Below are 21,646 nucleotides of genomic sequence, written 5' to 3' on the forward strand. Positions count from 1 at the left end.
TCAGGAGCGTTAGATATGGATTTACACTCTCTTCCTGCACTGACTGTATTGTCAGATTGCGTGACCGTCGTTGAACACGACCAAGTCAAAATTGTTCGCGTGATACATGACAAAGCCACAGCGGGTATCGCGCTGCACGGCGGTCATGTGGTGTCGTTTCAACCTGCAGGTCAACCCGACCTGATCTGGATGAGCGACGCTGCAGTGTTTGACGGCAAAGCAGCACTACGCGGCGGTATTCCCGTGTGCTGGCCTTGGTTCGGACGCTTGGCCAATCCAGGGCATGGCTTTGCCCGCACCAGCGAATGGCAATTGATTGAACATCGTGAAAACGAGCATGGCGTCATCGTGACACTCGGTTTAATGCACAACGATGCAACGATGGCGATCTGGCCTTATCACTTCTCTGTGCGTTTGCATGTTGAGGTTTCCGAGCAATTGACCGTTTCGTTGGAAATCACCAATACCGATGAGAAAGCTTGGGTCTTCTCAGGCGCCTTACACACCTACCTCAACGTGGCCGACATCACCCAAGTGACCACCACCGGGATGGGCTCCGAATACATCGACAGCTTGCAAGACGCCAAAGTCTGCCACGGTGGCGAGACGTTGGTACTGACCGACACCATTGATCGCGTTTACACACAACCCGAAGCACAAGTGCACGTGCAAGATCCCGTGCTACAACGTACGCTCATCGTTGAAAACAGCGGCCATAACGCTGCGGTATTGTGGAACCCTTGGGCGCAAGGTGCCGCATCCTTGAGTGACATGACTGACGAGGGTTACAAAACCATGCTGTGTGTGGAATCCACCCTGCATGCCCCATGTCTAGCCGCGGGTAAAACGCTACAACCCGGCGAACAGCATGTTCTGGCGACCACCTTGTCCGTGAAATAATGCGCAGGACAGCTTCGGCTGTCCTTTTTATTTTGTGAGCTTGCCGCTAAACTGACGCCTTAATTTTTTACGCGAGATCACCATGTCTTATCAGTGCCCTTTATGTCAGCATCCCTTAACGTTAACCGGTCAGACTTACGCCTGCGAAAACCGTCATCAGTTTGATGTCGCCAAAGAAGGCTACGTCAACCTGATGCCTGCGCATCACAAGCGCTCCAAAGATCCCGGTGACAATAAAGAGATGATGCAGGCGCGTCGCCGTTTTCTCGAAGGCGGGCACTATGACCCCATGCGCGATCAAGTAGCCACTCTGTGCGCCGAGGCGCTAGAAGGCACAGAACATCAGCTACTCGACATTGGCTGCGGCGAAGGCTACTACACCACTTATGTGGCGAAAGCACTGCAAGCGCAACACACCCAGGCCCAAACGTACGGTTTAGACATCTCAAAGGTTGCCGTGCGCTACGCGGCCAAACGCTACACCAATTGCGAATTCACTGTGGCCTCAAGTCATCGTCTGCCGTTTGCTGATCACGCGTTAGATGGCATTTTACGGATTTACGCACCATGCAAAGCAGAAGAGCTGCAACGGTGTGTTCGTGACCATGGCGTGGTGATCACGGTCACGCCTGCGGCACGCCACCTCTATCAGTTTAAACAAGGCATTTATCAAGACGTTCGTCTGCACGAAGAGCAGCCTGAACACATTGAGGGCTTTGCGCTGGAAACCGAGCAAAAAATCAACTATATGATGACATTACCCGGTGAAGTGGCCTTTGATCTGTTACAAATGACTCCGTTCGCATGGCGAGCCAGCGACGCATTTAAAGCGCAGATTCGCGCATCCGAACAGTTTGAATGTGAAGCTGACTTTATGTTGCGTGTTTATCGCAAGCTGAGTGCCAACGAATAAACGATAATAATTCTCATTTTATTTGCAACTCAAAAGGCACTCCATTACCATGAGCCGGTTTTCAATGGAGGCCTTTATGCGATTTGCCCTACCCCTACTGCTTTCCGCTGCCCTTATGGGCTGCGCTGCAACACCCCCAGTCTCGACCTATTACGACTATCAACTCGCGACGCCGACGGGCGAAGTGCGCTCACTTACGCAATTTCGTCATGCGATTCGCCATGCTGATGTCATTCTGGTTGGGGAATGGCACACTCACACTGGTATTCATCGCTTTCAAACCGATTTATTGCAAACGCTCAGCCAAGAAGAGCGCCCGGTTGCACTCTCTATGGAGCAGTTTTCTCGCGACAAGCAAGCGTTGCTCAATGACTATCTACAGGGCACGATTGGCGAACAGTACCTGATTCAGCAAGCAAACGCATGGCCAAATTACGAGAGTGACTACCGCCCCTTGGTGGAATTGGCAAAGCAACAACAACTGGATGTGATTGCCGCCAACGCACCCAAACCGATTGTGCGCTGTATTGGCCGACAAGGACTCAGTTATCTTTCTCAGTTGGATGCAGCCAACCGTTCGTTCGTCGCCCAACAGATCAACACCAACGACTCTCCATACAAACAACAGTTTATGGCCTCCATGCATCACGGCACACCAGAGCAAACGGAAAACCAATTTGCCGCACAAGTGACTTGGGATGAAACCATGGCTGAAAGCATCGTCAACTACCTCACAAAGCACCCTGAGGCACGCGTGATGCACATTGCAGGTTTGTTCCATACGCAAAATGGGCTCGGGACGGCCGCCGCCATTTTGCGCCGTAACCCAGCGCTTAACGTTGTGGTCGTCACCCCAATGGCAGAGTGGCAATCCCAAAGCCAAGATTACCAACTGCGTGTCCTGCCGCCACCGGTTCGCTACGTGCAACCTGAGCACCAGATGGCAGCGTTTCGCCAATTGAAACATCGCAACGCCGATCTCACCTGCGACACCACCGCACATCAGGAATGAGGTTATCTCTCAGAAAATCTAAAAACAGGCACAATGTTTGCTTGACGAATTAGCACACAAAATGTGTAAAAATCGCACAAGTTTTTCACCCCCCTGTCGATATAGTGACTGAGAGACAATTTAGGAGAGATGTATGAACCCAGTAGGCGTAGGATCAGCACAGCTGTATTCCCCCCAAACGGTGAGATCTCAGGCGACGGCAAACAATGACGCCAAGTCAGAATCGGCGCCACTCAAGGTTGAGCAAAATAAGGTCACCCTCTCTGAAGAAGGCAAAGCATTGCTGGCCGCACTCAAGGAAATTGAAGAGGGAAAAACCCCCAATATTCAAGATAAAAGCTTAGGGGATAAGGTCGAAGCCTTTACCTATGGCGCCTTGGGCATGGGCCATCCAGATGATGTGAAGAAAGAAGATGATTCGTCGTATTCGGCGGGGCAATATCTTTCCGCTGCGGCAACCGTCGGCAGTATTTTGTTACTGCTTTAACCGTTGATGGTCTTTCCGTGGCTCACATAGCAAAAAGCCAACCGGGCATGCGTATCGCATCAGACGGTTGGCTTTTTTGATCCGAGCAGCTTACAGGCTATCTCGTCCGGGATGGTTCAAAATGTGGTCTTCCCAGTCGATAACATCAATTTCATACACCACTTTATTACGCACGCTTTCTTGAGCTGCGTGCATCGCTTCTTTTGAACCGGTGATCAACGGGTGCCATGGTGGCAACGTATCGCCTGCCGCCAACAAGCGGTAGGCGCAAGTATCCGGCAACCAGTTGAACTCATCAATTTTATCGCGAGTCAGTTTCAGGCACTCTTCACCAGAAGTGAAACGATTTGGGTAATCTTTACAAGCGCAGGTTTCGCTGTTCAGCCAGCTACAGGCAACGTTGGTGTAATACACCTCGTCGGAGTCTTCATCCATTAGCTTGTGCAGGCAGCATTTGCCACAGCCGTCACACAGAGATTCCCACTCTGCTTCTGTCATCTGATCCAGCGTTTTACTTTGCCAAAATGGAGTACTCATCACTTCTGTTTTCCTGTCTTGTTTCAGGGGGACGATTTATACCTTCCTCCCCCACAAAGTTCAAGGATAAATATTCTGCGATTTCGCTGTGATGATCCGATATTTCTGTTAGGATCGGCGGCCTTATCGAGCGGATACACAAATACGAGGTCATGATGGATTGTCGATTAGGTTGCGGCGCCTGCTGCATTGCTCCAAGCATCTCTTCCCCGATCCCGGGCATGCCCAATGGCAAACCGGCCGGAACACGTTGTATTCAGCTCAACGAGAATAATCTGTGTCAGTTATTCGGCAAACCAGAGCGCCCCGCTGTGTGCCACCATTTCAAACCCTGCCCAGTGGTTTGCGGCAAAACCAACCAAGAAGCATTGGCTAATCTCACGGAATTGGAACAACTGACATAAACAACCAGTTTCACAATCTTTGTTTTTGCTAAACGACCTTAGTATTTGCAATATCCTGACTTTGGCTTATTCAATTCGCAGTATTTTCCTACCGAATTTTGGGACTTCCCATACACTTTGTAAGGTTAAAACTCATGAATAAGTATATTGCCGAAATGTTCGGCACCTTTTGGTTGGTTCTCGGTGGTTGTGGTAGCGCTGTATTGGCTGCAGGATTTCCGGATGTCGGCATTGGCTTGCTCGGTGTGGCACTCGCATTTGGTTTAACCGTTTTGACAATGGCATTCGCTATTGGTCACATCTCAGGTTGTCACCTCAACCCAGCCGTGACTGTTGGCCTGTGGGTTGGCGGCCGTTTCTCAACAAAAGACGTGATCCCTTACATCGTATTCCAAGTGATTGGTGGTGTGATTGCGGCAGCGATTCTATATGTCATTGCATCAGGTCAAGCTGGTTTTGATGTCGCTGCGTCAGGTTTTGCTGCGAATGGTTTTGGTGAACACTCACCTGGCGGTTACTCTTTGACCGCCGCTTGGGTTTGTGAAGTCGTCATGACAGCCATGTTCCTGTTGGTCATCATGGGCGCTACCGACCGCCGTGCACCACAAGGTTTTGCGCCTATCGCAATCGGCCTGTGCTTGACACTGATCCACCTCATCAGCATTCCTGTAACCAACACATCTGTGAACCCAGCGCGTAGTACTGCGGTTGCATTGTTTGTGGGTGACTGGGCGATTTCTCAATTGTGGCTATTCTGGTTGGCACCAATTGTTGGTGGTGCTCTGGGTGCATTGATTTATCGTTCACTGCTGGCAGAAAAAGTCACTGCTTAAGTGATTGAATGACACTCTGCTTTATAAAAAACCGCGCTTGAAAGCGCGGTTTTTTTACAACTTTTGTCGGCCGAGTAATGAGTGGGACAGCGTGGTGCCATCCACCAATTCCAGCTCGCCGCCAACCGGGACGCCGTGAGCGATTCGGCTGGCTGACACGTCATGTTCGCGGCACAACTCTGCAATGTAATGTGCGGTTGCTTCGCCTTCCACCGTCGGGTTTGTGGCCAGAATCACTTCGGAAATTCCGCCGCGTTGAAGACGAAAATCCAGCACATCCAAGCCAATGTCACTCGGTCCAATCCCATCCAGTGGTGACAGGTGCCCCATCAACACAAAGTAACGTCCGGAGTACTGGCCGGTCGCTTCCACCGCAGCGATATCCGCTGGGCTTTCCACCACACAAAGTTGGCCGTTTTCCTGACGTTTCGGGTTTTGACAGATGTGACACACCTCTTCTTCAGTGAAGGTGCGACATTCGCTGCAATGGCCGATTTCCACCATCGCCTGACTCAGAGCATCTGCCAGTTGCAAGCCACCTTTGCGGTCTCGTTGCAACAAATGAAAGGCCATACGCTGCGCTGACTTGGGACCTACCCCCGGCAGACAACGTAAGGCCTCCATCAAATGCTCCAGCATATGACTGGTACGCATTAAATTAACTCGTCGTTAGAACGGCATTTTCATGCCTGGTGGTAGTTGCATACCGCCAGTCACGCCCGCCATTTTTTCTTTCTGAGCTTCTTCAACACGGCGCGCAGCGTCGTTAAACGCAGCAGCAATCAGGTCTTCCAGCATCTCTTTGTCGTCTTCCATCAGACTCTCGTCGATGTCAACACGGCGTACGCTGTGGCTACCAGTGATTGTCACTTTGACCAGACCAGCACCAGATTCACCGGTGATTTCCATGTTTGCGATTTCTTCTTGAAGCTTTTGCATGCGTTCTTGCATTTGTTGGGCTTGCTTCATTAGGTTGCCCATACCGCCTTTACCAAACATCTTTGTCTCTCTGGTTTGTCTTGATTGTTTTACATACTGTGGGGTTGATTGGTGTAAATCTCAAGCCCACCGTTGCCGTTAAATCGGTCTAACGCTGTCTTTATCAAGTTCAGCGCTAAAACGTCGCTCAATAAATTGTACCGTAGGATCAGCCACCAAATGGTCGATGGCTTGTGAGAGTTTGCCTTGGTACAGGCGCTCTCGCAGCTCAAGAGGCGTTTCACCGTCGTCACCAATCGTGACGGACAAATGGCAATCCTCTTGTAATTGGTCATTCAACGCTTGCAGAAGTTCACTCTGCGCTTTATCCGTATTGAGGTGCGCGTGCGATGGGCGCAATGTCAGCTCAATCGACGCGCCACTCTTCTTATACGTTGAGTTCAATGCGAGCTGTTCCACCAGCTTCGCCGTATGCAAACGCTGGACAATGTTCGCCCACTCATCCAATTCAATCGCTTCATGAATCAGTTTCGCGGTCATTTCCGGCGTTTTTTCGTGTTCTAACGCGCGTTTGATCTGCGTTGGGGTTAACTCGCTTTTTTCCTGCGTGGGAGTCGGCAAGTTTTGCGTTGGTCGCCACTGATACGCTTCATCATCCGGTGTGTCGTCAACAGACGGCGCAGAATAAGGCGACATCTGCGCGGCATGTTGACCACGCTGGGCTACACGCTCAAGAACCGAAACCGGTTTAGCAGATGCCGCTTCAGGCTTTTTTGGATCCGTACCTTTCTGAGCCAAGCCTTGACGTTGAGAGCGCAGTTGATGACGCAATCCCACCATCGGTGATGGCTTATTGTCACGCTCCGCCGTTTGTTGCGGCGTTGGTTGTGACGTTGCTTGCGGCGTCGGTTGCATGGGAGTATCAGCGTGTGACGCTGCTCTGACTGGTTGCGACTGCGGCTCTGGCTGTTGCATTGACGCAGGCTGCTGCATCGGCTCTGGCGCACTCGCGGCAGGATGAACCGGCGCCGAAGGCTGTGGTTTGCTTGGCATGGGTTGCGATGCTTGCGCAGCAGGCGTCGCCACGGGCTGACTCACTTGAGGCTGGCTTGGTGCCACTGCTGCCGACTGAGTCGAAATCACATGCGTGATCGATGCTTGAGACGGTCGAAACGCCATCATTCGCAAGGTAATCATTTCGATCCCGATGCGCGGCGTTGGCGACAACGACAGATCATCGCGCCCTTTCAATGCGATTTGGTAGTAAAGCTGAACATCTTGCGGCGTCAACGCCTTGGCCAACCACTCAATGGTTTCGGCATCAGGCTGCGCTTTATCAATGCTCGAGGGCAATGCTTGATACATAGCAATGCGGTGCAACTGAGTGGCCAATTGCTGTAGCAATCCATCCCATTCCACTCCGTTTTGCGCCAAGGCTTCGATGCAATCCATCACCGCTTGCGGTTGCTTATTGCTCATCGCTTTCAGCAGGTGCAGCGCCTGATCGGTGTCGAGTGTCCCCAACATGTGAGACACCACATCCGGCTGCACTTGACCATTCCCCAGCGCAATCGCTTGGTCGGTTAAGCTCAGCGCATCTCGCATACTGCCGTCGGCCGCATGCGCAATCATCGCCAGTGCTTTGTTATCGCTGTTGACCTGTTCGACAGCCAGAATGTGTGCCAATTGATGCTGAATGTTTTCAACACTAATCGGTTTGAGATGGAATTGCAGACAGCGCGACAAAATCGTCACAGGCAGTTTCTGTGGATCCGTCGTTGCCAGCAGGAATTTCACGTACTCCGGTGGCTCTTCCAAGGTTTTGAGCAGCGCATTGAAGCTGTGACGAGACAGCATGTGCACTTCATCTATCAGATAAACCTTGAAGCGGCCGCGTGCCGGTTTGTACTGAACGTTATCCAGCAGTTCACGCGTATCTTCAACTTTGGTTCGTGAGGCCGCATCGATCTCCAGCAGGTCGACAAAGCGTCCCTGATCGATCTCTTTACACGTCGCACATTCACCACACGGTGTGGCGGTGATGCCGGTCTCACAGTTCAGCCCTTTGGCAAACAAGCGACCAATGGTCGTTTTACCGACACCGCGCGTCCCGCTAAACAGGTACGCATGGTGCAATCGGTTTTGCGCCAGAGCATTTTCTAAAGCCGTTAATACATGTGCCTGACCCACCACTTCATTAAATTTGGTGGGTCGCCATTTTCGCGCTAAGGCAAGATAACTCATGAAACCTTCCGATATGGGTGCTTAGTGACCTTCAAATTCACAGATGCTGTAAACGTTCAAGCCTAACCCTTCAAGACGCTTGTCACCACCAATTTCTGGCAGGTTAATCACAAATGCCGCGTGCTCCACTTCACCGCCCAACTGACGGATCAGTTTAGTTGTGGCTTCAATCGTGCCACCCGTTGCCAGCAGATCATCAACCACGAGAACTTTGTCGCCCGGTTGAATAGCATCAACGTGAATTTCTAGCGTATCCGTGCCGTATTCTAGGTCGTAGGTTTGCGCAATAGTTTTACGTGGCAGTTTGCCTGGCTTACGCACAGGGACAAAACCCACACCCATTTCCAGCGCCAGTGGTGCACCAAATAGGAAACCACGAGCTTCGGTCCCCACAACTTTCGTGAAACCCATCTCTTTGTAACGATCCAAAAAGAGTTGAATCGTCGCCTGATAGGCTTTGGCATCTTCAAGCAGACTGGTCACGTCACGGAACAGGATGCCTGGTTTTGGATAGTCTTGAATGCTTTTGATGCTTGATTTGATCAGTGAAAGAGTTTCGGTTGTCATACTAATTTAACTTCGATTGGCCCGATGCGGTCTAAGACCGAATCCGGTATTAAGGGTTCCGCCGGTCAATTTTTACCCTGCAGAAAAAACAAACGCCCACTCGAAGAGCGGGCACACTTCCACATAATGCTAGTGATTTTCTTGTTGGTTAGCAACCAGCTCGTGAGTTGGAAGTCGCAGAAAGCAGGTGATCAACACCACAAGGCCGACAAACAGCAGAGCTTTCAACCACAAATGAGGAACCACACTAATGGAAAATGCGAAACTGAACAAAATCACGATGCAACCACGTTGCTTCACCCGTTTGGAGACGGCTTTGTGTTGCTGCCAGTTGGTTAATATGGGCCCAAACACGCGATGCTGATGCAGCCAACGATGAAATTTAGGGCTGCTGCGCATAAAGCACGCACTGGCCAATAACAGAAATGGGGTGGTGGGAAGAAGAGGAAGGACGATGCCTAGAATGCCTAAGCCAACACTGAGACCACCAACAATATTTAACAACAGGTGACGAATATTGATGGTGAACCTCACTTAAGCCAAACCCAACGTCGCATACGTGTCGACACTTGGGTTTGTGACTTGATTAAAAACCTGCGTAACCATTCACAACGCGAATCCACGTTAGGGTCGCTGGAAGGGTTGGGATCAACAGGGCTGCAATAAAACCTAAAAAGTACAGCGCATTGTAAGGTTCTTTAAACTCTTTGTCTGCCATGATTCGCTTCTCTCGTGTAGGTGAGGCTTACTTTCAGTCCGGCTCTGAATACAGAGACGCGGATTCATTATTGTTTTGAGGCGCTGATGATACCTTAAACAATTTGCCACAAATACGGACAAAGAATGAGGTTATTCGAGGGGAGTTAAACCGCTCACACTCTGTAGGCAAGTGTGAGCGATACGGCGCTACGTGGAAGCACCTTGATAGATATCGAGGATAAAGCTACTTGCTCCCAAACAGCTAACCGACAACTGGCAAGCATTGTGAATCAGCAAGTCTTTGGTGATGAAGTTTTTCATGCAGTTCTCACCCAGTTTTACGCCTGCGGCGATGTGCTGCGTCATGTAACCATTCGACCATTGGCTATCGAGCCCTGCCGGCAAAATCGACAACGTCCCGTCACTCAAATTAGCGAGGCCAAACACCGCAGCTACCGGCTCCGCGCAATCGGAACACTCAATCGCCCGTTCAACGATCTCCGCCAGATCTTTTAAATCAGCGTTGAAGCTGCGCAAGTTGCGCAGGTAATCGTGAAACAGTGCGCGCACCAACAGAGTGCTCGCGACGCCTTTGTCGTCGTCACTGGCAGAATCAACAATGTAGAATGCAAATTGCCCATTCATGAGCCACGCATAATCAAACACCAAGGGCATGACATCGGTCGATTGCAGCAAACGGTAGCTGCATTTCCACGCGCCCTGTGTCGTGTCTTTCTCCGGCAACAATGCGTGCAGCAAATCTCGCGCCGCGCTAGGATTATCCCGCAGATATTCTAAGTGCCAATGCAGCTCCTGCTCTTCGGGAATGTCTCCCCCCCCGTCGACTCGGAACCATTGGCTTGAGAAGTCACGCTGATCCGTGATGTGATGCGAAGCATCTTCCAACGTGCTTTCAATTGCGCAACCTAAGTGTTCGTGATTTCCAATCGGTTTGGCGAGAAAATCTTTGATGCCGTAGCGCAGCGCCTTGGCGACATCCGACATTTCGTCGGTGCCAGACACCACAATCATGGGTAAAGAGGGGTACTCCAAACTCACTTCTTCTACGAATTCAATGCCATCGAGCACCGGCATCGACAGATCGCACAACACCAAATCGGGCGCTGCGTGTCTCAACTTTCTCAGCCCATCCAGACCGTCTTCCGCCTCCATCACCTTGTAGCCTTGCGCTGACAAGTAGCCGCTGGTGATCCGCCTGAAGATCGGATCATCATCCACCAACATAATCAGCTTTTCAGGCAGGGATTCTGGAGCCGAGAATTCTTTAGCCCTGATGTGAGTTTTATACATAGCTTCTACCTCACTATGCTCTTCCTGTTCACAATCTATTTTATTGTTATAAGATGGTTTCATACGTTACTTAAAAAGTAGTCATGAAATAAGATTTATACAAATATTCCACTTTGCACCGCAGTTGCATACTATATGTATGGAATATCACGAATCGGCCAACAAGTTGACGTGACTCAATCTTTGACAGCTGATATCCGTATAAATTACTCAAATTCGTAAAATAATGTGTCAGGAACAATGAAATTAGATGACCTAAACCTCTTTCGACTGGTTGTCGAAAATGGAAGCTACACCGCCACTTCCCGCAAGACGATGATTCCTGTAGCGACCATCACCCGACGCATTCAAGCGCTTGAAGATTCACTGAATCTACGACTTTTGAATCGCCACGCTCGCAAGCTATCACTGACTGAAGCCGGAGAACGTTTTTTTAGTGACTGTTCACCGTTATTGCAACGTCTGGCTTCAATGGCCGAAGAAATTACCGACGAATGTCGCGGTGCATCTGGCAAAATCAAAATCTCGTCACCGTATAATTTGACGAAGCGCATGATGATGCCGATGTTCAATGAGTTTATGAAGCAATACCCAGAAATCAACATTGAACTCACCACCAGCAACCACGCGGATCAACTGGACCCAACCGAATGGGATGTCATTTTTCGCGTCGGCCCACAACGCGATTCCAGTCTGATTGCGAGAAAAATCAGTGAAGTCAAAGACATCCTTGTCGCAAGCCCTGACTACCTCACCAAACACCCAGCCCCAACGCACGCTGAAGAACTGAGTAAACATTCCCTGTTAAAGGGCTATCCATTGCTGAAATGGCAATTGAGCAATTCCAAAGGGGAAACAGTCATCAACGGTGACAAAGGCCGTTTTCAAGCCAATGCGCTGAACGTGGTTCGAAGTGCTTGTTCGGAAGGTTTAGGCATTACGCTGATGCCGGATGTGATGCTGCGTGAATTCATCGCAGATGGCAGTTTGGTCAGAGTCCTGAGTGATTGGAGCGCCAACCCGCGCGACATTTACATGCTCTACAACCACAAAGATCATCTGCCTGAGAAAGTGCGCCTGTTTATCGACTTCGTGATTGCTTACCACATTCACTAAGTCATGGTGACTCAGCAGAGAGTCACGAAGAAAACAAACCGATAGAAAAGAGGGCCACAAGGCCCTCTCTGTTTAAGATCGACTGCAGTTAGTGAGACCGCCTGTTAGAACGCGCGTAGTATTGCAGTGCTGCGATTAGAGAAACTCCACAAACTGGCTCAGTTCGCGCTCTGGCACTTTCATCGGCGTCATCGCTGGCGTGCCTAAATAGAGAAAACCGACGATTTGATCGTCACCTTCCAGCCCAAATGCCTGATGCACTTGTGGATGGAACATCCAGTTTCCAGAGCGCCAGATGCCTTGATACCCTTGCGCAATCGCAGCCATCTGCATCGCCTGCACCGCACAACCAGCCGATAAATGCTGCTCAAACGCGGGCACCTTCTCATGCGGCGTGACTTTCGCAATCACAGTAATGACCATGGGCGCGCGAAACGGCGCATTCTTCACTTTGGTCACCACCGCATCATCGCTGTGATCGCTTAAGGCCGCATTGACCAAAATATTCGACAGCTTCTGCAAACCGCTTCCTTGAGCGATCACAAATCGCCAAGGCATTAAGTTGGCGTGGTCAGGCGCACGCAGCCCCGCACGAATGATGTTTTCCAAAGCCTTTCCTTCCGGCGCAGGCGCCTCAAGTTTGGCAACTGAGCGACGGTGTAACAGCAGTTCAAGCGCATCCATGTTGAATCCTTCTTACTTCTTGATATTGCAAATTATGCTAGCACACTCCGCGGCAAGACACGCAAGACCAATGTGCAAGACGGCGATAAAAAAACGGGGCCAATGCCCCGTTATTTGTCGATGCGCTCACTGCGTGGTTTAGGCTGGATAGAAACGCTCATCCAAGCCTGCACGGGTCAACAAGCCATCGCACGGCGCAAAACGATCACCATATTTCTCGGCATGTTGGTTCATCAGCTCGACCAGCTTTTTCATGCCAATGTGGTCCATGTAACGGAACGGGCCACCGAGAAACGGCGGGAAACCGATGCCGAAAATCGCCCCAATATCGCCATCACGCGGGCTGCGAATAATGCCTTCGTCCAAGCAGCGCACCGCTTCATTGAGCATCGGCAAAATGCAGCGCAGCGCAATGTCTTGGTCGCTGAACTTCGATTCCGGCGTCAATTTCAGCAATTTATACACGGACTTATCGACTTCCTTCTTCTTACTGCCTTTGTAACTGTAGAAGCCTTTGCCTGATTTGCGCCCTTTGCGGCCATCGTTGAGCAACGTATCAAACACATCTGGCCCTTGGAAACGTGGCCCCAGTTCGTTGACCAAAATCGGCATGATCTTCGCGCCAATATCAACGCCCACTTCATCGAGCAGCGTAATCGGCCCGACCGGGAAGCCGAAGTCAAGCAGCGCACGGTCTAGGTTTTCAATCGGTTCACCTGCCATCAGGATCTGCGCCGATTCATTCATGTAGGGTGCCAGAATGCGGTTGACGTAAAAACCCGCGCAGTCTTTGACCACGATGGGCGTTTTCCCTTGTTTGCGCGCCAAAGCCACCACGGTCGAGATGGTTTCATCCGACGTGGTATCGTGCGGAATCACTTCCACCAGCGGCATTTTTTCCACCGGGCTGAAGTAATGCAGACCGACGATATTCTCAGGACGCGCGGCTTTCGCGGCAATGTGATGAATCGGCAGCGACGACGTGTTCGTCGCAAAAATGGTGCTCGCTTTCGCGTTGGCTTCAATATCCGCCACCATGCTCTGTTTCAGAGCCAGATCTTCAAACACCGCTTCGATGACCACATCGGTGTGATTGAAGCTGGTGAAATCGATACCGCCAGACAGCTGGCTCATTTGTGCCTGCAATTGCGCTTTGCTAAGAATGCGACGCTTGCGCTGCTTATCAAACAGTTTGTAGTTGTAATTCAGTGCATTGAGAATGCCATCGTTGGACACATCTTTAATACGTACCGGCACTTTGGCTTTTGCTACGCTGACATGGCTAATCCCCGCGCCCATCAATCCGCCGCCCAGCACGCCAATACGATTGACGGTCAGCGGGGTCGCATCGGTGCCGTTCTCTTTCTTCATCTCGGTGGTCGCAAAGAAAATCGACCGCAGTGCTTTCGATTCCGGTGTCATCACTAGTTCGCCAAAACGTTTGGCTTCCAGCTCTAGCCCGGCGTTCATGCCCTTCTCAAGACCATGTTGAATCACTTCCAAAATCGCTTTTGCCGCTGGGTAATTTCCGCGCGTCTTTTGTTCCGTTTTCTTACTCGCCTGATCAAAGATCACTTTGCGGCCAAACCCGGTCTGAGACATCAGCTTTTCTTTGGTCGTCAGTTTGACTTTGCCTTTCTTCTTGCCGTTTTCGTCGATGAAACGTTTGGCCACATCAAGCAACACGGTATGTGGTACACACGCATCCACCACGCCCAGTTTCTTGGCCTTTTTGGCGCGCAATTGCTTGCCCGTCAAAATCAAATCCAGTGAAGGCAACAAACCAATCAGGCGCGGCAGACGTTGCGTCCCACCAGAGCCTGGCAGTAGACCCAACATCACTTCCGGCAAACCGAGACGCGTTTTATCGTCATCGGTACACACACGATAATCACAGGCCAATGCCAATTCCAGACCGCCGCCCAAACAAGGGCCATGAATCGCGGCCACCACGGGGAATGGTAGATCGGACAACTGCTGGAACATCGCTTGGCCTTGCGTGGCCAACGCTTGAGCTTCCGGTGCAGACGTACACGCTTCCAGCATGCGCACGTCAGCGCCCGCAATGAAGTTGTCCGGTTTGAGCGAATGCACAATCAACCCTTTGAGCTGACTTTTTTGCGCGTCGAGCTGTTTGAACACGGCCTGCATGTCGTCGGCAAATGCCGCCTGCAAGGTATTCATTTTTTCTCCCGGCACATCAATGGCCAGCCACGCAATGTTCTGCTCATCAACACTCAGATGAAATGCTTTCGATTGGCTCATTACTCCACCTCCAGAATCATTGCTGCGCCCAATCCACCCGCGGCACACGCGGTATTCAAGGCCAAACCGCCACCACGACGTTTCAATTCACGCAATGTTTGCGTGATCATGCGCGCGCCCGTTGCCGCAAAGGGATGGCCATACGCCAGCGACCCGCCCAACACATTAAATTTATCCATATCCACTTCGCCAATCGCTTGGCTGCGACCCAAATACTCCTGCGCAAATTTGTCGCTGGCAAACATTTTCAGGTTGGCCAACGTCTGCGCGGCAAACGCTTCATGCATGTCAATCAGCGTCAGGTCGGCAAGCGTAATGCCAGCGCGATCCAGCGCCAGAGGCGTGGCGTAAGACGGCCCCATCAGCATGTCTTTTTCCACACCGATGGCAGAGAATGCATAGGAGCGAATGTACCCAAGGATCTCAAGCCCTAGCTCTTTCGCACGGCCTTCGCGCATCAACATGATGGCCGCAGCACCATCGGTCAGTGGCGTACTGTTTGCAGCCGTCACGCTACCGTATTGGCGATCAAACGCCGGACGCAATTTGGCGTAGCCTTCCAGCGTGGAATCCTGACGAATGTTGTTGTCGGTATCGATCCATTTTTTGTACGGTTCTGGGAAAGCGGTCATCACTTCATCGCGAATCTTACCGTCTTTCCAAGCTTGCGCCGCCAGTGTATGCGACCGATGCGCCAAGGCATCTTGATCCTGACGCGAAATACCATGCGATTTCGCCATTTGTTCAGCCGTTTGCCCCATGGACAAACCGGTGGAATACTCGGCCACCGCAGGCGGCACTGGCATCAAGTCTTTGAGTGACAAGGATTTCAGCACACTCAATTTCTGGCCCAAGGTTTTGGTTTTGCTCAACGCCAGCAAGCTCGACGCCAGTTTCTTAGACACACCAATGGGTAAAACAGAGGAAGAATCCGCACCACCTGCGATGCCGATATCAATGGTACCGGCCATAATGCTTTCTGCGACGTTCACCGCCGACTGAAAACTGGTGGCACAAGCACGAGTGACACTGTACGCATCGGTATGAATGCTCATCCCAGTACCCAGTACAATTTCACGCGCAATGTTCGGCGCTTCGGGCATCTGTACCACCTGACCAAACACCACTTGTTCAATCAACGCGGGATCGATATCCGTTCTCGCCAGCATTTCGCTCACGACCATTTTGCCCAAATCAACAGCTGGCACCTGGCCAAATTCTGTACTTTGACGCGCAAAGGGAGTTCGTAGACCCGCTACGATCGCCACACGTTCACCGGAGCGTGTTCTCACTTCCTGTTTGCCCATTGTTTCTCCTTAGAATAAGAGGTCTGACCTGATGCATTGTAACGAGATTGTTAAGACAATCAAACAACTGTTTAAATAAACGTGATATTTGCAGCGAATCACTTGTTAAGTGTAGAAGAATCAAAGAGTTTATGGGTTTGGCTTTTGTCAAAGTAGGTCGAGGGTGTGGGAAACAAAAATCGGAGGCAAAAAAAAACCACACAAAGTTGTGTGGTCGGAATGTTTTTAAAGCAATTAACTTGCGCCAATTGAAAATAATCAGTTTCCTGATTAGGAGAAAGTAAAGTCAGCCTTCAAAAGGAAGTGTCATCTTGCTCAACACGTTAGCCGCAAAGACTAACTAGATGACAGGAGCTACTATAACCGTATCAAGGCATGAGATTTTGGCTTAGATCAATTTTATCGTGGTTTTGTAACCCCAACGCCGCCTAAACTTGATTCAAAACAATCTCTGAGCACATTTCGAAACTGAATAGTATTTGTGCATTCCTCCTTCTGAACGGATCTGGCGTGATCAACTGGAGACTTTTGTGTCGCTACTCAAAATATTTGGAAAGAAAAGTTCCAACCGTCCGGTCAATAGCGGTATGGACAGACAAAGAAAATATGAAGCACTGGTTCGTGCTTACCATCGCGATCTCTATCGCTACGCTTACTGGCTGTGTAAAGACCAAAGCGTGGCGCAAGATCTGGTGCAAGAAACCTGCTTACGGGCGTGGAAATCGCTCGACAGTTTACAAGATGAGAAAGCCGCAAAGTCGTGGCTGATTACCATATTGCGGCGCGAAAACGCACGGCGGTTTGAACGCAAACAGTTTGACTTGGTGGACATCGATGACCACAGCAACGAAGCCAACGTTTCAGATGATGCACATCATCAACAGGAATGGCTGCACGCACAAATCATGAAACTGGATGTGGATTACCGAGAGCCGCTGTTTTTGCAAGTGATTGGGGGCTTTAGTGGCGAGGAGATTGCTGAGATACTGGAGCTGAATAAAAACACCGTGATGACCCGACTATTTCGGGCACGCAACCAACTCAAAGAGATGTTAGATTCTTCAGAGAATTACAGGGGGCAGCAAAATGGATGATTTAGAATTTCGCCGCCGCATGTTGTCGGATCCAAAGCATCGCGACAAAGCGATGCAAGAGGCTATTGCTGCGCATGAAGCAAACAGCAAATTTGCCGACGACGTGTTGAACCTGGATGCAAGAATTGCTGAAGCAATGCGAGTCGAGGTGCCCGATGGTTTGGCAGATCGTATCTTGTTCAGCCACAGTTCGGCTGCCGATAACGTTGTGCGTCCGCGCTTTGTACGCCGTGCCATGGCGATGGCTGCATCCGTGGCGTTTGTCGTCGGTTTAGCGGTAGGACAAGTCAATTGGGGCAACCTGCTCGTGACGCCAGCACAAGCGAGTCTTGCAGATATCGCCGTCAAGCACGTTTTAGACGAAGAAGTGTTTGTTTCTGTATTAGATGAAGCGGTTAGCTCCCGCCAAATTAATGCGAAGATGCAACCTTTCGCCTATCACCTCAACGGGACCTTCCCGTATCACGTGTACTACCTCAACCATTGCGGATTTGGGCATGCCAATGCTGTTCACATGGTTTTTCAAGGCGAAAAAGGCAAAGTCACGCTGTTTTTGACCGCCATGACCAGTGAGCAAAATGTCCAGTTCGATAAGGCTGGCATGTCCGGTATCATTGAGCCCATCGGCCACATGAGTTTGATACTCGTCGGTAATCAAGGCGAAAATGTTGCGAAAATAGCCGAACATCTGATGCCGATGATAAAACCAGCAAAATAACCCCAACCCGCTCCTTGAGCGGGTTTTTTAATTGTTAAAATAGAGTTAAAACTCTAAAAAATCACATATCCGAGCATTTTCATGCCAAATGGTCATCATTTCTATAACTTTATCATCCAATTAGACAATGGTCGGATTTCTATACTCTATACTTGCGTCTAGTATCAGCCACCAACTGAGCAATTGCTCAAAACAAACGCCCAAAGAGGCGAATAATAAGGAAAAGTCCAAATGAACAAGACGCGTCTGTTTAAACAGTCACTCTTAGCAGTGACCGTCTCTCTCGCTACGCAGCAAGCAATGGCTGCGGGCTTCCAGCTCAACGCTCAATCTGCCACAGGCCTTGGCCGAGCATTCGCCGGTGATGCCGTTATCGCAGATAACGCAGCGGTGATGTCTCGTAACCCAGCAGCAATGGCTCTGTTTGACAAAACCTCTCTCTCCTTAGGTTTTGAAACCATTACCACAATGATCGATGTAAAAAATGTCGAGTACACAGGCGTTTTAGGTAATTCTGTTGATGTAGAAGATACCGACGACGTAGGCAGCACTTCTGTTGCGCCAAACTTACATTTGATTGTCCCAATCAACGAAAAATTTGCTGTTGGTGTAAGCGCTTACTCCAACTTTGGCACAAAAACAGAATTCTCTGACAGCTACGCTGCCGCTGAATACGGTGGTCTAACTGACGTAAAAAGCTTCAACTTAGGCCTTGCTGGTTCATATCGTTTAAATGAACAGTTAAGCTTTGGTGCTGGCTTTGACATTATCTATGGTCAAGGCACCATGAAAAGAACAACAGGTGAAGGATTCCCATCAAGTCCTTTAGTGATTGGCTCAACGGTCATTCCTGGACAAGGTACTTCTCTGCTAAACGTCGATAAAGCTGACGGCTGGGCTTATGGCTTTAACGTAGGTACCGTTTACGAAGTAAACAAGAACAACCGATTCGGTCTGTCATATCGCTACAGCCCAGACTTTGAAGCAAAAGATGATTACGGCCAGAAAATCACGCTGCCACTTCCAGATATCGCAGAATTCTCAGGTTTCCACAAAATTGAAGATACTAAATTCGCTGTTCACTATAGCGTTCAGTGGATCGGTTGGAGCGACTTCGACAAAATTGAATTCAGAAACCTCGACTCTTCTCGTTCCGCCGTTGGTGCAACATCAAACGGAAGCTATGACAAGATCTATAACTGGCAAGATGGCTGGCACTATGCTTTAGGTGGTACGTATTACTTGAACAGAGATTGGACTCTACGTGCCGGTTACATGTACGACACCAGCGCTCAGGACAAGAAAACATCAATCTCTGTACCAGATTCAGACCGCCAATGGTTCTCTGCTGGTTTCACCTATCAAATCGACGAACAGTCTAACTTTGACTTCGGTTTTACTTACCTAATGGGCAAAGATGTTGACGTAGAAGAAACGGATGCAGGTTCAAGCCTCACAGCAACAACGCACGCTGATGCGATCCTATTGGGCTTACAATACAGCCGTACATTCTAAGCAAAATAGTCGATAGACAACTCACTTTAAGGGCTGGATTTCCAGCCCTTTTTATTTCTGGAATGCTTTCACCCGATTGAATTTTGGCGAACACTTGTGTCCCCAAAGGCGCCCCCCGCCCTACAGTTGTACGCCGAAAGAAGAATAACCGTACGGTTTAAATCAGTTACTTTCGCTATTTATCCATCAATTAGCAGATTTTATATCCAAACAAGTCCAATACAGTGTTTTTTATTGTTAAAGCAAAAGCTCTAGTTTTAGACTTTACGGTCATCCATTCAGATAAATTCAGCGAACAATATAATGAAAACCAATAAGAAATTTCTTTCTATTGCAGTAGCATGTGGTCTAGCAAGTGTCTCAACTCTCTCTCAAGCAGCTGGTTTCCAGTTAGCAGAATACTCTGCAACCGGCCTTGGCCGAGCGTACGCTGGTGAAGCTGCCATGGCTGACAACGCAGGCGCACAATGGCGTAACCCTGCCATGCTTACTTATCTGAAAGGCACCCAATTTTCAGCAGGCGCACTGTACGTGAACCCCAATGTGGACGTCGAAGGCGATGTGAACTTTTACGGCAAGACCTCAAGCGCCAGCTCTTCTGATTACGCCAATGATGCTGTCATTCCAAACTTTTATCTGTCTCACCAACTGAGTGACACACTGGCTGTTGGCCTGGCATTTGGCACCAACTACGGCATGGAAACCGAATTAGATTCTGGGTTCGCCGCGAGCCATTTTGGTAATGAAGCCATGGTGAAAACCATGGAAGCCAACGCCAACATCGCCTACAAACTGACAGAAACCGTTAGCGTGGGTGGTGGTGTTCGTTTTGTGAAAGGTGAAGGCCACTTTGGCGCCAAATCACCCGCACAAACTGCAGCGCTTGGCCTTGCTCAAGGCACAACGTTGAAATACATGGAAGGCGATGACACCAGCTGGGGCTGGCAAGCCGGCGCTGCATGGCAAGTGACGCCGAGCAACCGCATTGGCTTTGCGTATAAATCTGAAGTCGATTTGAAACTGACAGGCTCAGCAAACATGTATGTTCAAGCATACAATGCCGTGCTGTCTGATACCGGCCATATGATGCTGACACTACCTGCAACGGCTGAGCTGTCAACCTACCACCAAATCACCGATCAGTTTGCGCTGCATACCAGCATCAACTGGACGGACTGGAGCAGCTTTGAAAAGCTGCAAGCAGAACTCGATACCATGGGTTCGGTGATGGTGAAAGAAGAAAACTGGAAAGACAACTACCGCTTTGCCGTTGGTGCGACCTATCAACTCGATCCGAAACTGGCGCTACGCACGGGTGTCGCCTACGATACCGCCGCGGTGAGCACTAAAAACCGTACAATCACGATTCCAGAAACTGATCGTATTTGGCTAAGTATCGGTGCAGGTTACGACATCACCGAACAGCTCACTCTAGACGCTGCATTTACCTACATTTTCGCTAAAGATGCCGACATTTTGGAATCTCGTGGCTATGCTTCCGATGACAAAGCCGAGGCGGTGGGTGGCCAATTTGACGGTCAAATGAGCGGCAACGTATGGATTGCCGGTATCCAAGCCAGCTACCGTTTCTAATTATCCTTGATACCCAAAAGGCCAGTGTTCAACACTGGCCTTTTTGTTTGAGTTGAAAAAGCAATTGCTCGGACGCTTCTTCAATCAGATCCAACACCATTTCAAAACCGTGCTCTCCGCCGTAATAAGGGTCGGGAATTTCATCATATTCTGAATGGCCAAAACTCAAAAATAGCGCCAATTTATGTTGATATTCAGATGGGCAGCGCTGTTTTAAATCCGATAAGTTGTCGCGATCTGCAGCCAAAATAAGGTCAAAATGAGCGAAGTCATCATTCGTCACTTGACGAGCGTGCATTCCAGAAAATGAATAACCACGTTTTTCTCCCGCCGCTCTTGCGCGTGCATCGGGCAGGTTCCCTTGGTGATAGCCAATGGTGCCCGCAGAATCGACCTCGATCTCAAGCCCCAATTGCTGCGCTTTGTGTTTCAGCACCGCTTCTCCCGTTGGAGAACGACAAATATTTCCCATACACACAACCAATATGGCAGTTTTACGTTTCATCCA

Annotated in this window: 23 protein-coding genes; 11 read left to right on the top strand and 12 right to left on the bottom strand. The window is 49.9% G+C overall.

What is annotated here, in order from left to right:
• Positions 1-15: 15 nt before the first annotated feature.
• From ACF8PK_RS18190 to ACF8PK_RS18205, 4 genes are all read left to right on the top strand, one after another.
• Complete coding sequence (locus ACF8PK_RS18190; protein WP_392442898.1) at positions 16-900, top strand: D-hexose-6-phosphate mutarotase; 885 nt, start codon at positions 16-18, stop codon at positions 898-900.
• A gap of 82 nt (positions 901-982) precedes the next feature.
• Complete coding sequence (gene rlmA, locus ACF8PK_RS18195) at positions 983-1,813, top strand: 23S rRNA (guanine(745)-N(1))-methyltransferase (protein WP_392442900.1); 831 nt, start codon at positions 983-985, stop codon at positions 1,811-1,813.
• Between the two features lie 76 nt (positions 1,814-1,889).
• On the top strand, positions 1,890-2,825 hold the full coding sequence (locus ACF8PK_RS18200) for a ChaN family lipoprotein (RefSeq protein ID WP_392442903.1): 936 nt from the start codon (positions 1,890-1,892) through the stop codon (positions 2,823-2,825).
• Between the two features lie 133 nt (positions 2,826-2,958).
• Positions 2,959-3,312: a hypothetical protein gene (locus ACF8PK_RS18205; RefSeq protein WP_004726603.1), complete on the top strand. Its 354-nt coding sequence runs from the start codon at positions 2,959-2,961 to the stop codon at positions 3,310-3,312.
• Positions 3,313-3,402: 90 nt separating this feature from the next.
• On the opposite strand, the gene ACF8PK_RS18210 is transcribed toward ACF8PK_RS18205, so the two are convergent.
• Positions 3,403-3,849, bottom strand: coding sequence for a YcgN family cysteine cluster protein (locus ACF8PK_RS18210; RefSeq protein ID WP_004726604.1), 447 nt, complete (start codon positions 3,847-3,849; stop codon positions 3,403-3,405).
• A gap of 155 nt (positions 3,850-4,004) precedes the next feature.
• Here ACF8PK_RS18210 and ACF8PK_RS18215 point away from each other — a divergent pair, with 155 nt between their 5' ends.
• Positions 4,005-4,253, top strand: a complete 249-nt coding sequence (locus ACF8PK_RS18215) for a YkgJ family cysteine cluster protein (protein ID WP_038151358.1) — start codon at positions 4,005-4,007, stop codon at positions 4,251-4,253.
• Positions 4,254-4,387: 134 nt separating this feature from the next.
• Positions 4,388-5,086: an aquaporin Z gene (gene aqpZ / locus ACF8PK_RS18220; protein WP_004726606.1), complete on the top strand. Its 699-nt coding sequence runs from the start codon at positions 4,388-4,390 to the stop codon at positions 5,084-5,086.
• Between the two features lie 54 nt (positions 5,087-5,140).
• Here aqpZ and recR read toward each other — a convergent pair whose 3' ends face one another.
• The 7 genes from recR to ACF8PK_RS18255 all read right to left on the bottom strand — a co-directional run bounded on the left by recR (position 5,141) and on the right by ACF8PK_RS18255 (position 10,846).
• The gene (recR, locus tag ACF8PK_RS18225) at positions 5,141-5,740 is read right to left on the bottom strand and encodes a recombination mediator RecR (RefSeq protein ID WP_004726607.1); all 600 of its coding nucleotides are present in this window, start codon (positions 5,738-5,740) and stop codon (positions 5,141-5,143) included.
• A 15-nt stretch (positions 5,741-5,755) separates the two neighbouring features.
• Positions 5,756-6,085 carry a YbaB/EbfC family nucleoid-associated protein gene (locus ACF8PK_RS18230; RefSeq protein ID WP_004726608.1) on the bottom strand — a complete coding sequence of 110 codons (330 nt, stop codon included), beginning with the start codon at positions 6,083-6,085 and terminating at the stop codon, positions 5,756-5,758.
• 78 nt (positions 6,086-6,163) lie between these two features.
• The gene (gene dnaX, locus ACF8PK_RS18235; protein WP_392442906.1) at positions 6,164-8,269 is read right to left on the bottom strand and encodes a DNA polymerase III subunit gamma/tau; all 2,106 of its coding nucleotides are present in this window, start codon (positions 8,267-8,269) and stop codon (positions 6,164-6,166) included.
• 21 nt (positions 8,270-8,290) lie between these two features.
• Positions 8,291-8,836: an adenine phosphoribosyltransferase gene (gene apt / locus ACF8PK_RS18240; protein WP_004726610.1), complete on the bottom strand. Its 546-nt coding sequence runs from the start codon at positions 8,834-8,836 to the stop codon at positions 8,291-8,293.
• 129 nt (positions 8,837-8,965) lie between these two features.
• Positions 8,966-9,370: a YbaN family protein gene (locus ACF8PK_RS18245; RefSeq protein WP_158107153.1), complete on the bottom strand. Its 405-nt coding sequence runs from the start codon at positions 9,368-9,370 to the stop codon at positions 8,966-8,968.
• A gap of 52 nt (positions 9,371-9,422) precedes the next feature.
• Positions 9,423-9,554, bottom strand: coding sequence for a hypothetical protein (locus ACF8PK_RS18250; RefSeq protein WP_004726612.1), 132 nt, complete (start codon positions 9,552-9,554; stop codon positions 9,423-9,425).
• A gap of 188 nt (positions 9,555-9,742) precedes the next feature.
• Complete coding sequence (locus ACF8PK_RS18255; protein ID WP_004726613.1) at positions 9,743-10,846, bottom strand: response regulator; 1,104 nt, start codon at positions 10,844-10,846, stop codon at positions 9,743-9,745.
• A 240-nt stretch (positions 10,847-11,086) separates the two neighbouring features.
• Here ACF8PK_RS18255 and ACF8PK_RS18260 point away from each other — a divergent pair, with 240 nt between their 5' ends.
• On the top strand, positions 11,087-11,962 hold the full coding sequence (locus ACF8PK_RS18260; protein ID WP_392442909.1) for a LysR family transcriptional regulator: 876 nt from the start codon (positions 11,087-11,089) through the stop codon (positions 11,960-11,962).
• Positions 11,963-12,097: 135 nt separating this feature from the next.
• Here the strand turns inward: ACF8PK_RS18260 and ACF8PK_RS18265 are convergent, their stop codons facing one another.
• The 3 genes from ACF8PK_RS18265 to fadI form a co-directional block, all read right to left on the bottom strand.
• On the bottom strand, positions 12,098-12,646 hold the full coding sequence (locus ACF8PK_RS18265) for an NAD(P)H nitroreductase (RefSeq protein WP_014205504.1): 549 nt from the start codon (positions 12,644-12,646) through the stop codon (positions 12,098-12,100).
• 138 nt (positions 12,647-12,784) lie between these two features.
• A complete protein-coding gene (gene fadJ / locus ACF8PK_RS18270; RefSeq protein ID WP_283512814.1) occupies positions 12,785-14,911 on the bottom strand; it encodes a fatty acid oxidation complex subunit alpha FadJ in 2,127 nt (708 codons plus the stop codon).
• Positions 14,911-16,218 carry an acetyl-CoA C-acyltransferase FadI gene (gene fadI, locus ACF8PK_RS18275; protein WP_158140971.1) on the bottom strand — a complete coding sequence of 436 codons (1,308 nt, stop codon included), beginning with the start codon at positions 16,216-16,218 and terminating at the stop codon, positions 14,911-14,913. The genes fadJ and fadI overlap by 1 nt, the downstream gene beginning before the upstream one ends.
• Positions 16,219-16,736: 518 nt before the next feature.
• Between fadI and ACF8PK_RS18280 the strand changes: the two genes are divergently transcribed.
• From ACF8PK_RS18280 to ACF8PK_RS18295, 4 genes are all read left to right on the top strand, one after another.
• Entirely contained in the window at positions 16,737-17,312 is a 576-nt protein-coding gene (locus tag ACF8PK_RS18280; RefSeq protein ID WP_172562352.1) for a sigma-70 family RNA polymerase sigma factor, read from the top strand.
• Positions 17,305-18,030, top strand: coding sequence for a DUF3379 domain-containing protein (locus ACF8PK_RS18285; RefSeq protein WP_014205508.1), 726 nt, complete (start codon positions 17,305-17,307; stop codon positions 18,028-18,030). The genes ACF8PK_RS18280 and ACF8PK_RS18285 overlap by 8 nt, the downstream gene beginning before the upstream one ends.
• A 231-nt stretch (positions 18,031-18,261) precedes the next feature.
• The gene (locus ACF8PK_RS18290) at positions 18,262-19,545 is read left to right on the top strand and encodes an outer membrane protein transport protein (protein ID WP_143679259.1); all 1,284 of its coding nucleotides are present in this window, start codon (positions 18,262-18,264) and stop codon (positions 19,543-19,545) included.
• A gap of 303 nt (positions 19,546-19,848) precedes the next feature.
• Entirely contained in the window at positions 19,849-21,138 is a 1,290-nt protein-coding gene (locus ACF8PK_RS18295) for an outer membrane protein transport protein (protein ID WP_392442914.1), read from the top strand.
• A 28-nt stretch (positions 21,139-21,166) separates the two neighbouring features.
• Here the strand turns inward: ACF8PK_RS18295 and ACF8PK_RS18300 are convergent, their stop codons facing one another.
• The gene (locus ACF8PK_RS18300; RefSeq protein WP_392442917.1) at positions 21,167-21,643 is read right to left on the bottom strand and encodes a low molecular weight protein-tyrosine-phosphatase; all 477 of its coding nucleotides are present in this window, start codon (positions 21,641-21,643) and stop codon (positions 21,167-21,169) included.
• Positions 21,644-21,646: the final 3 nt, after the last annotated feature.

The organism is Vibrio sp. CJQ_6 (genome assembly GCF_043106745.1).
Lineage (GTDB): Bacteria > Pseudomonadota > Gammaproteobacteria > Enterobacterales > Vibrionaceae > Vibrio > Vibrio furnissii.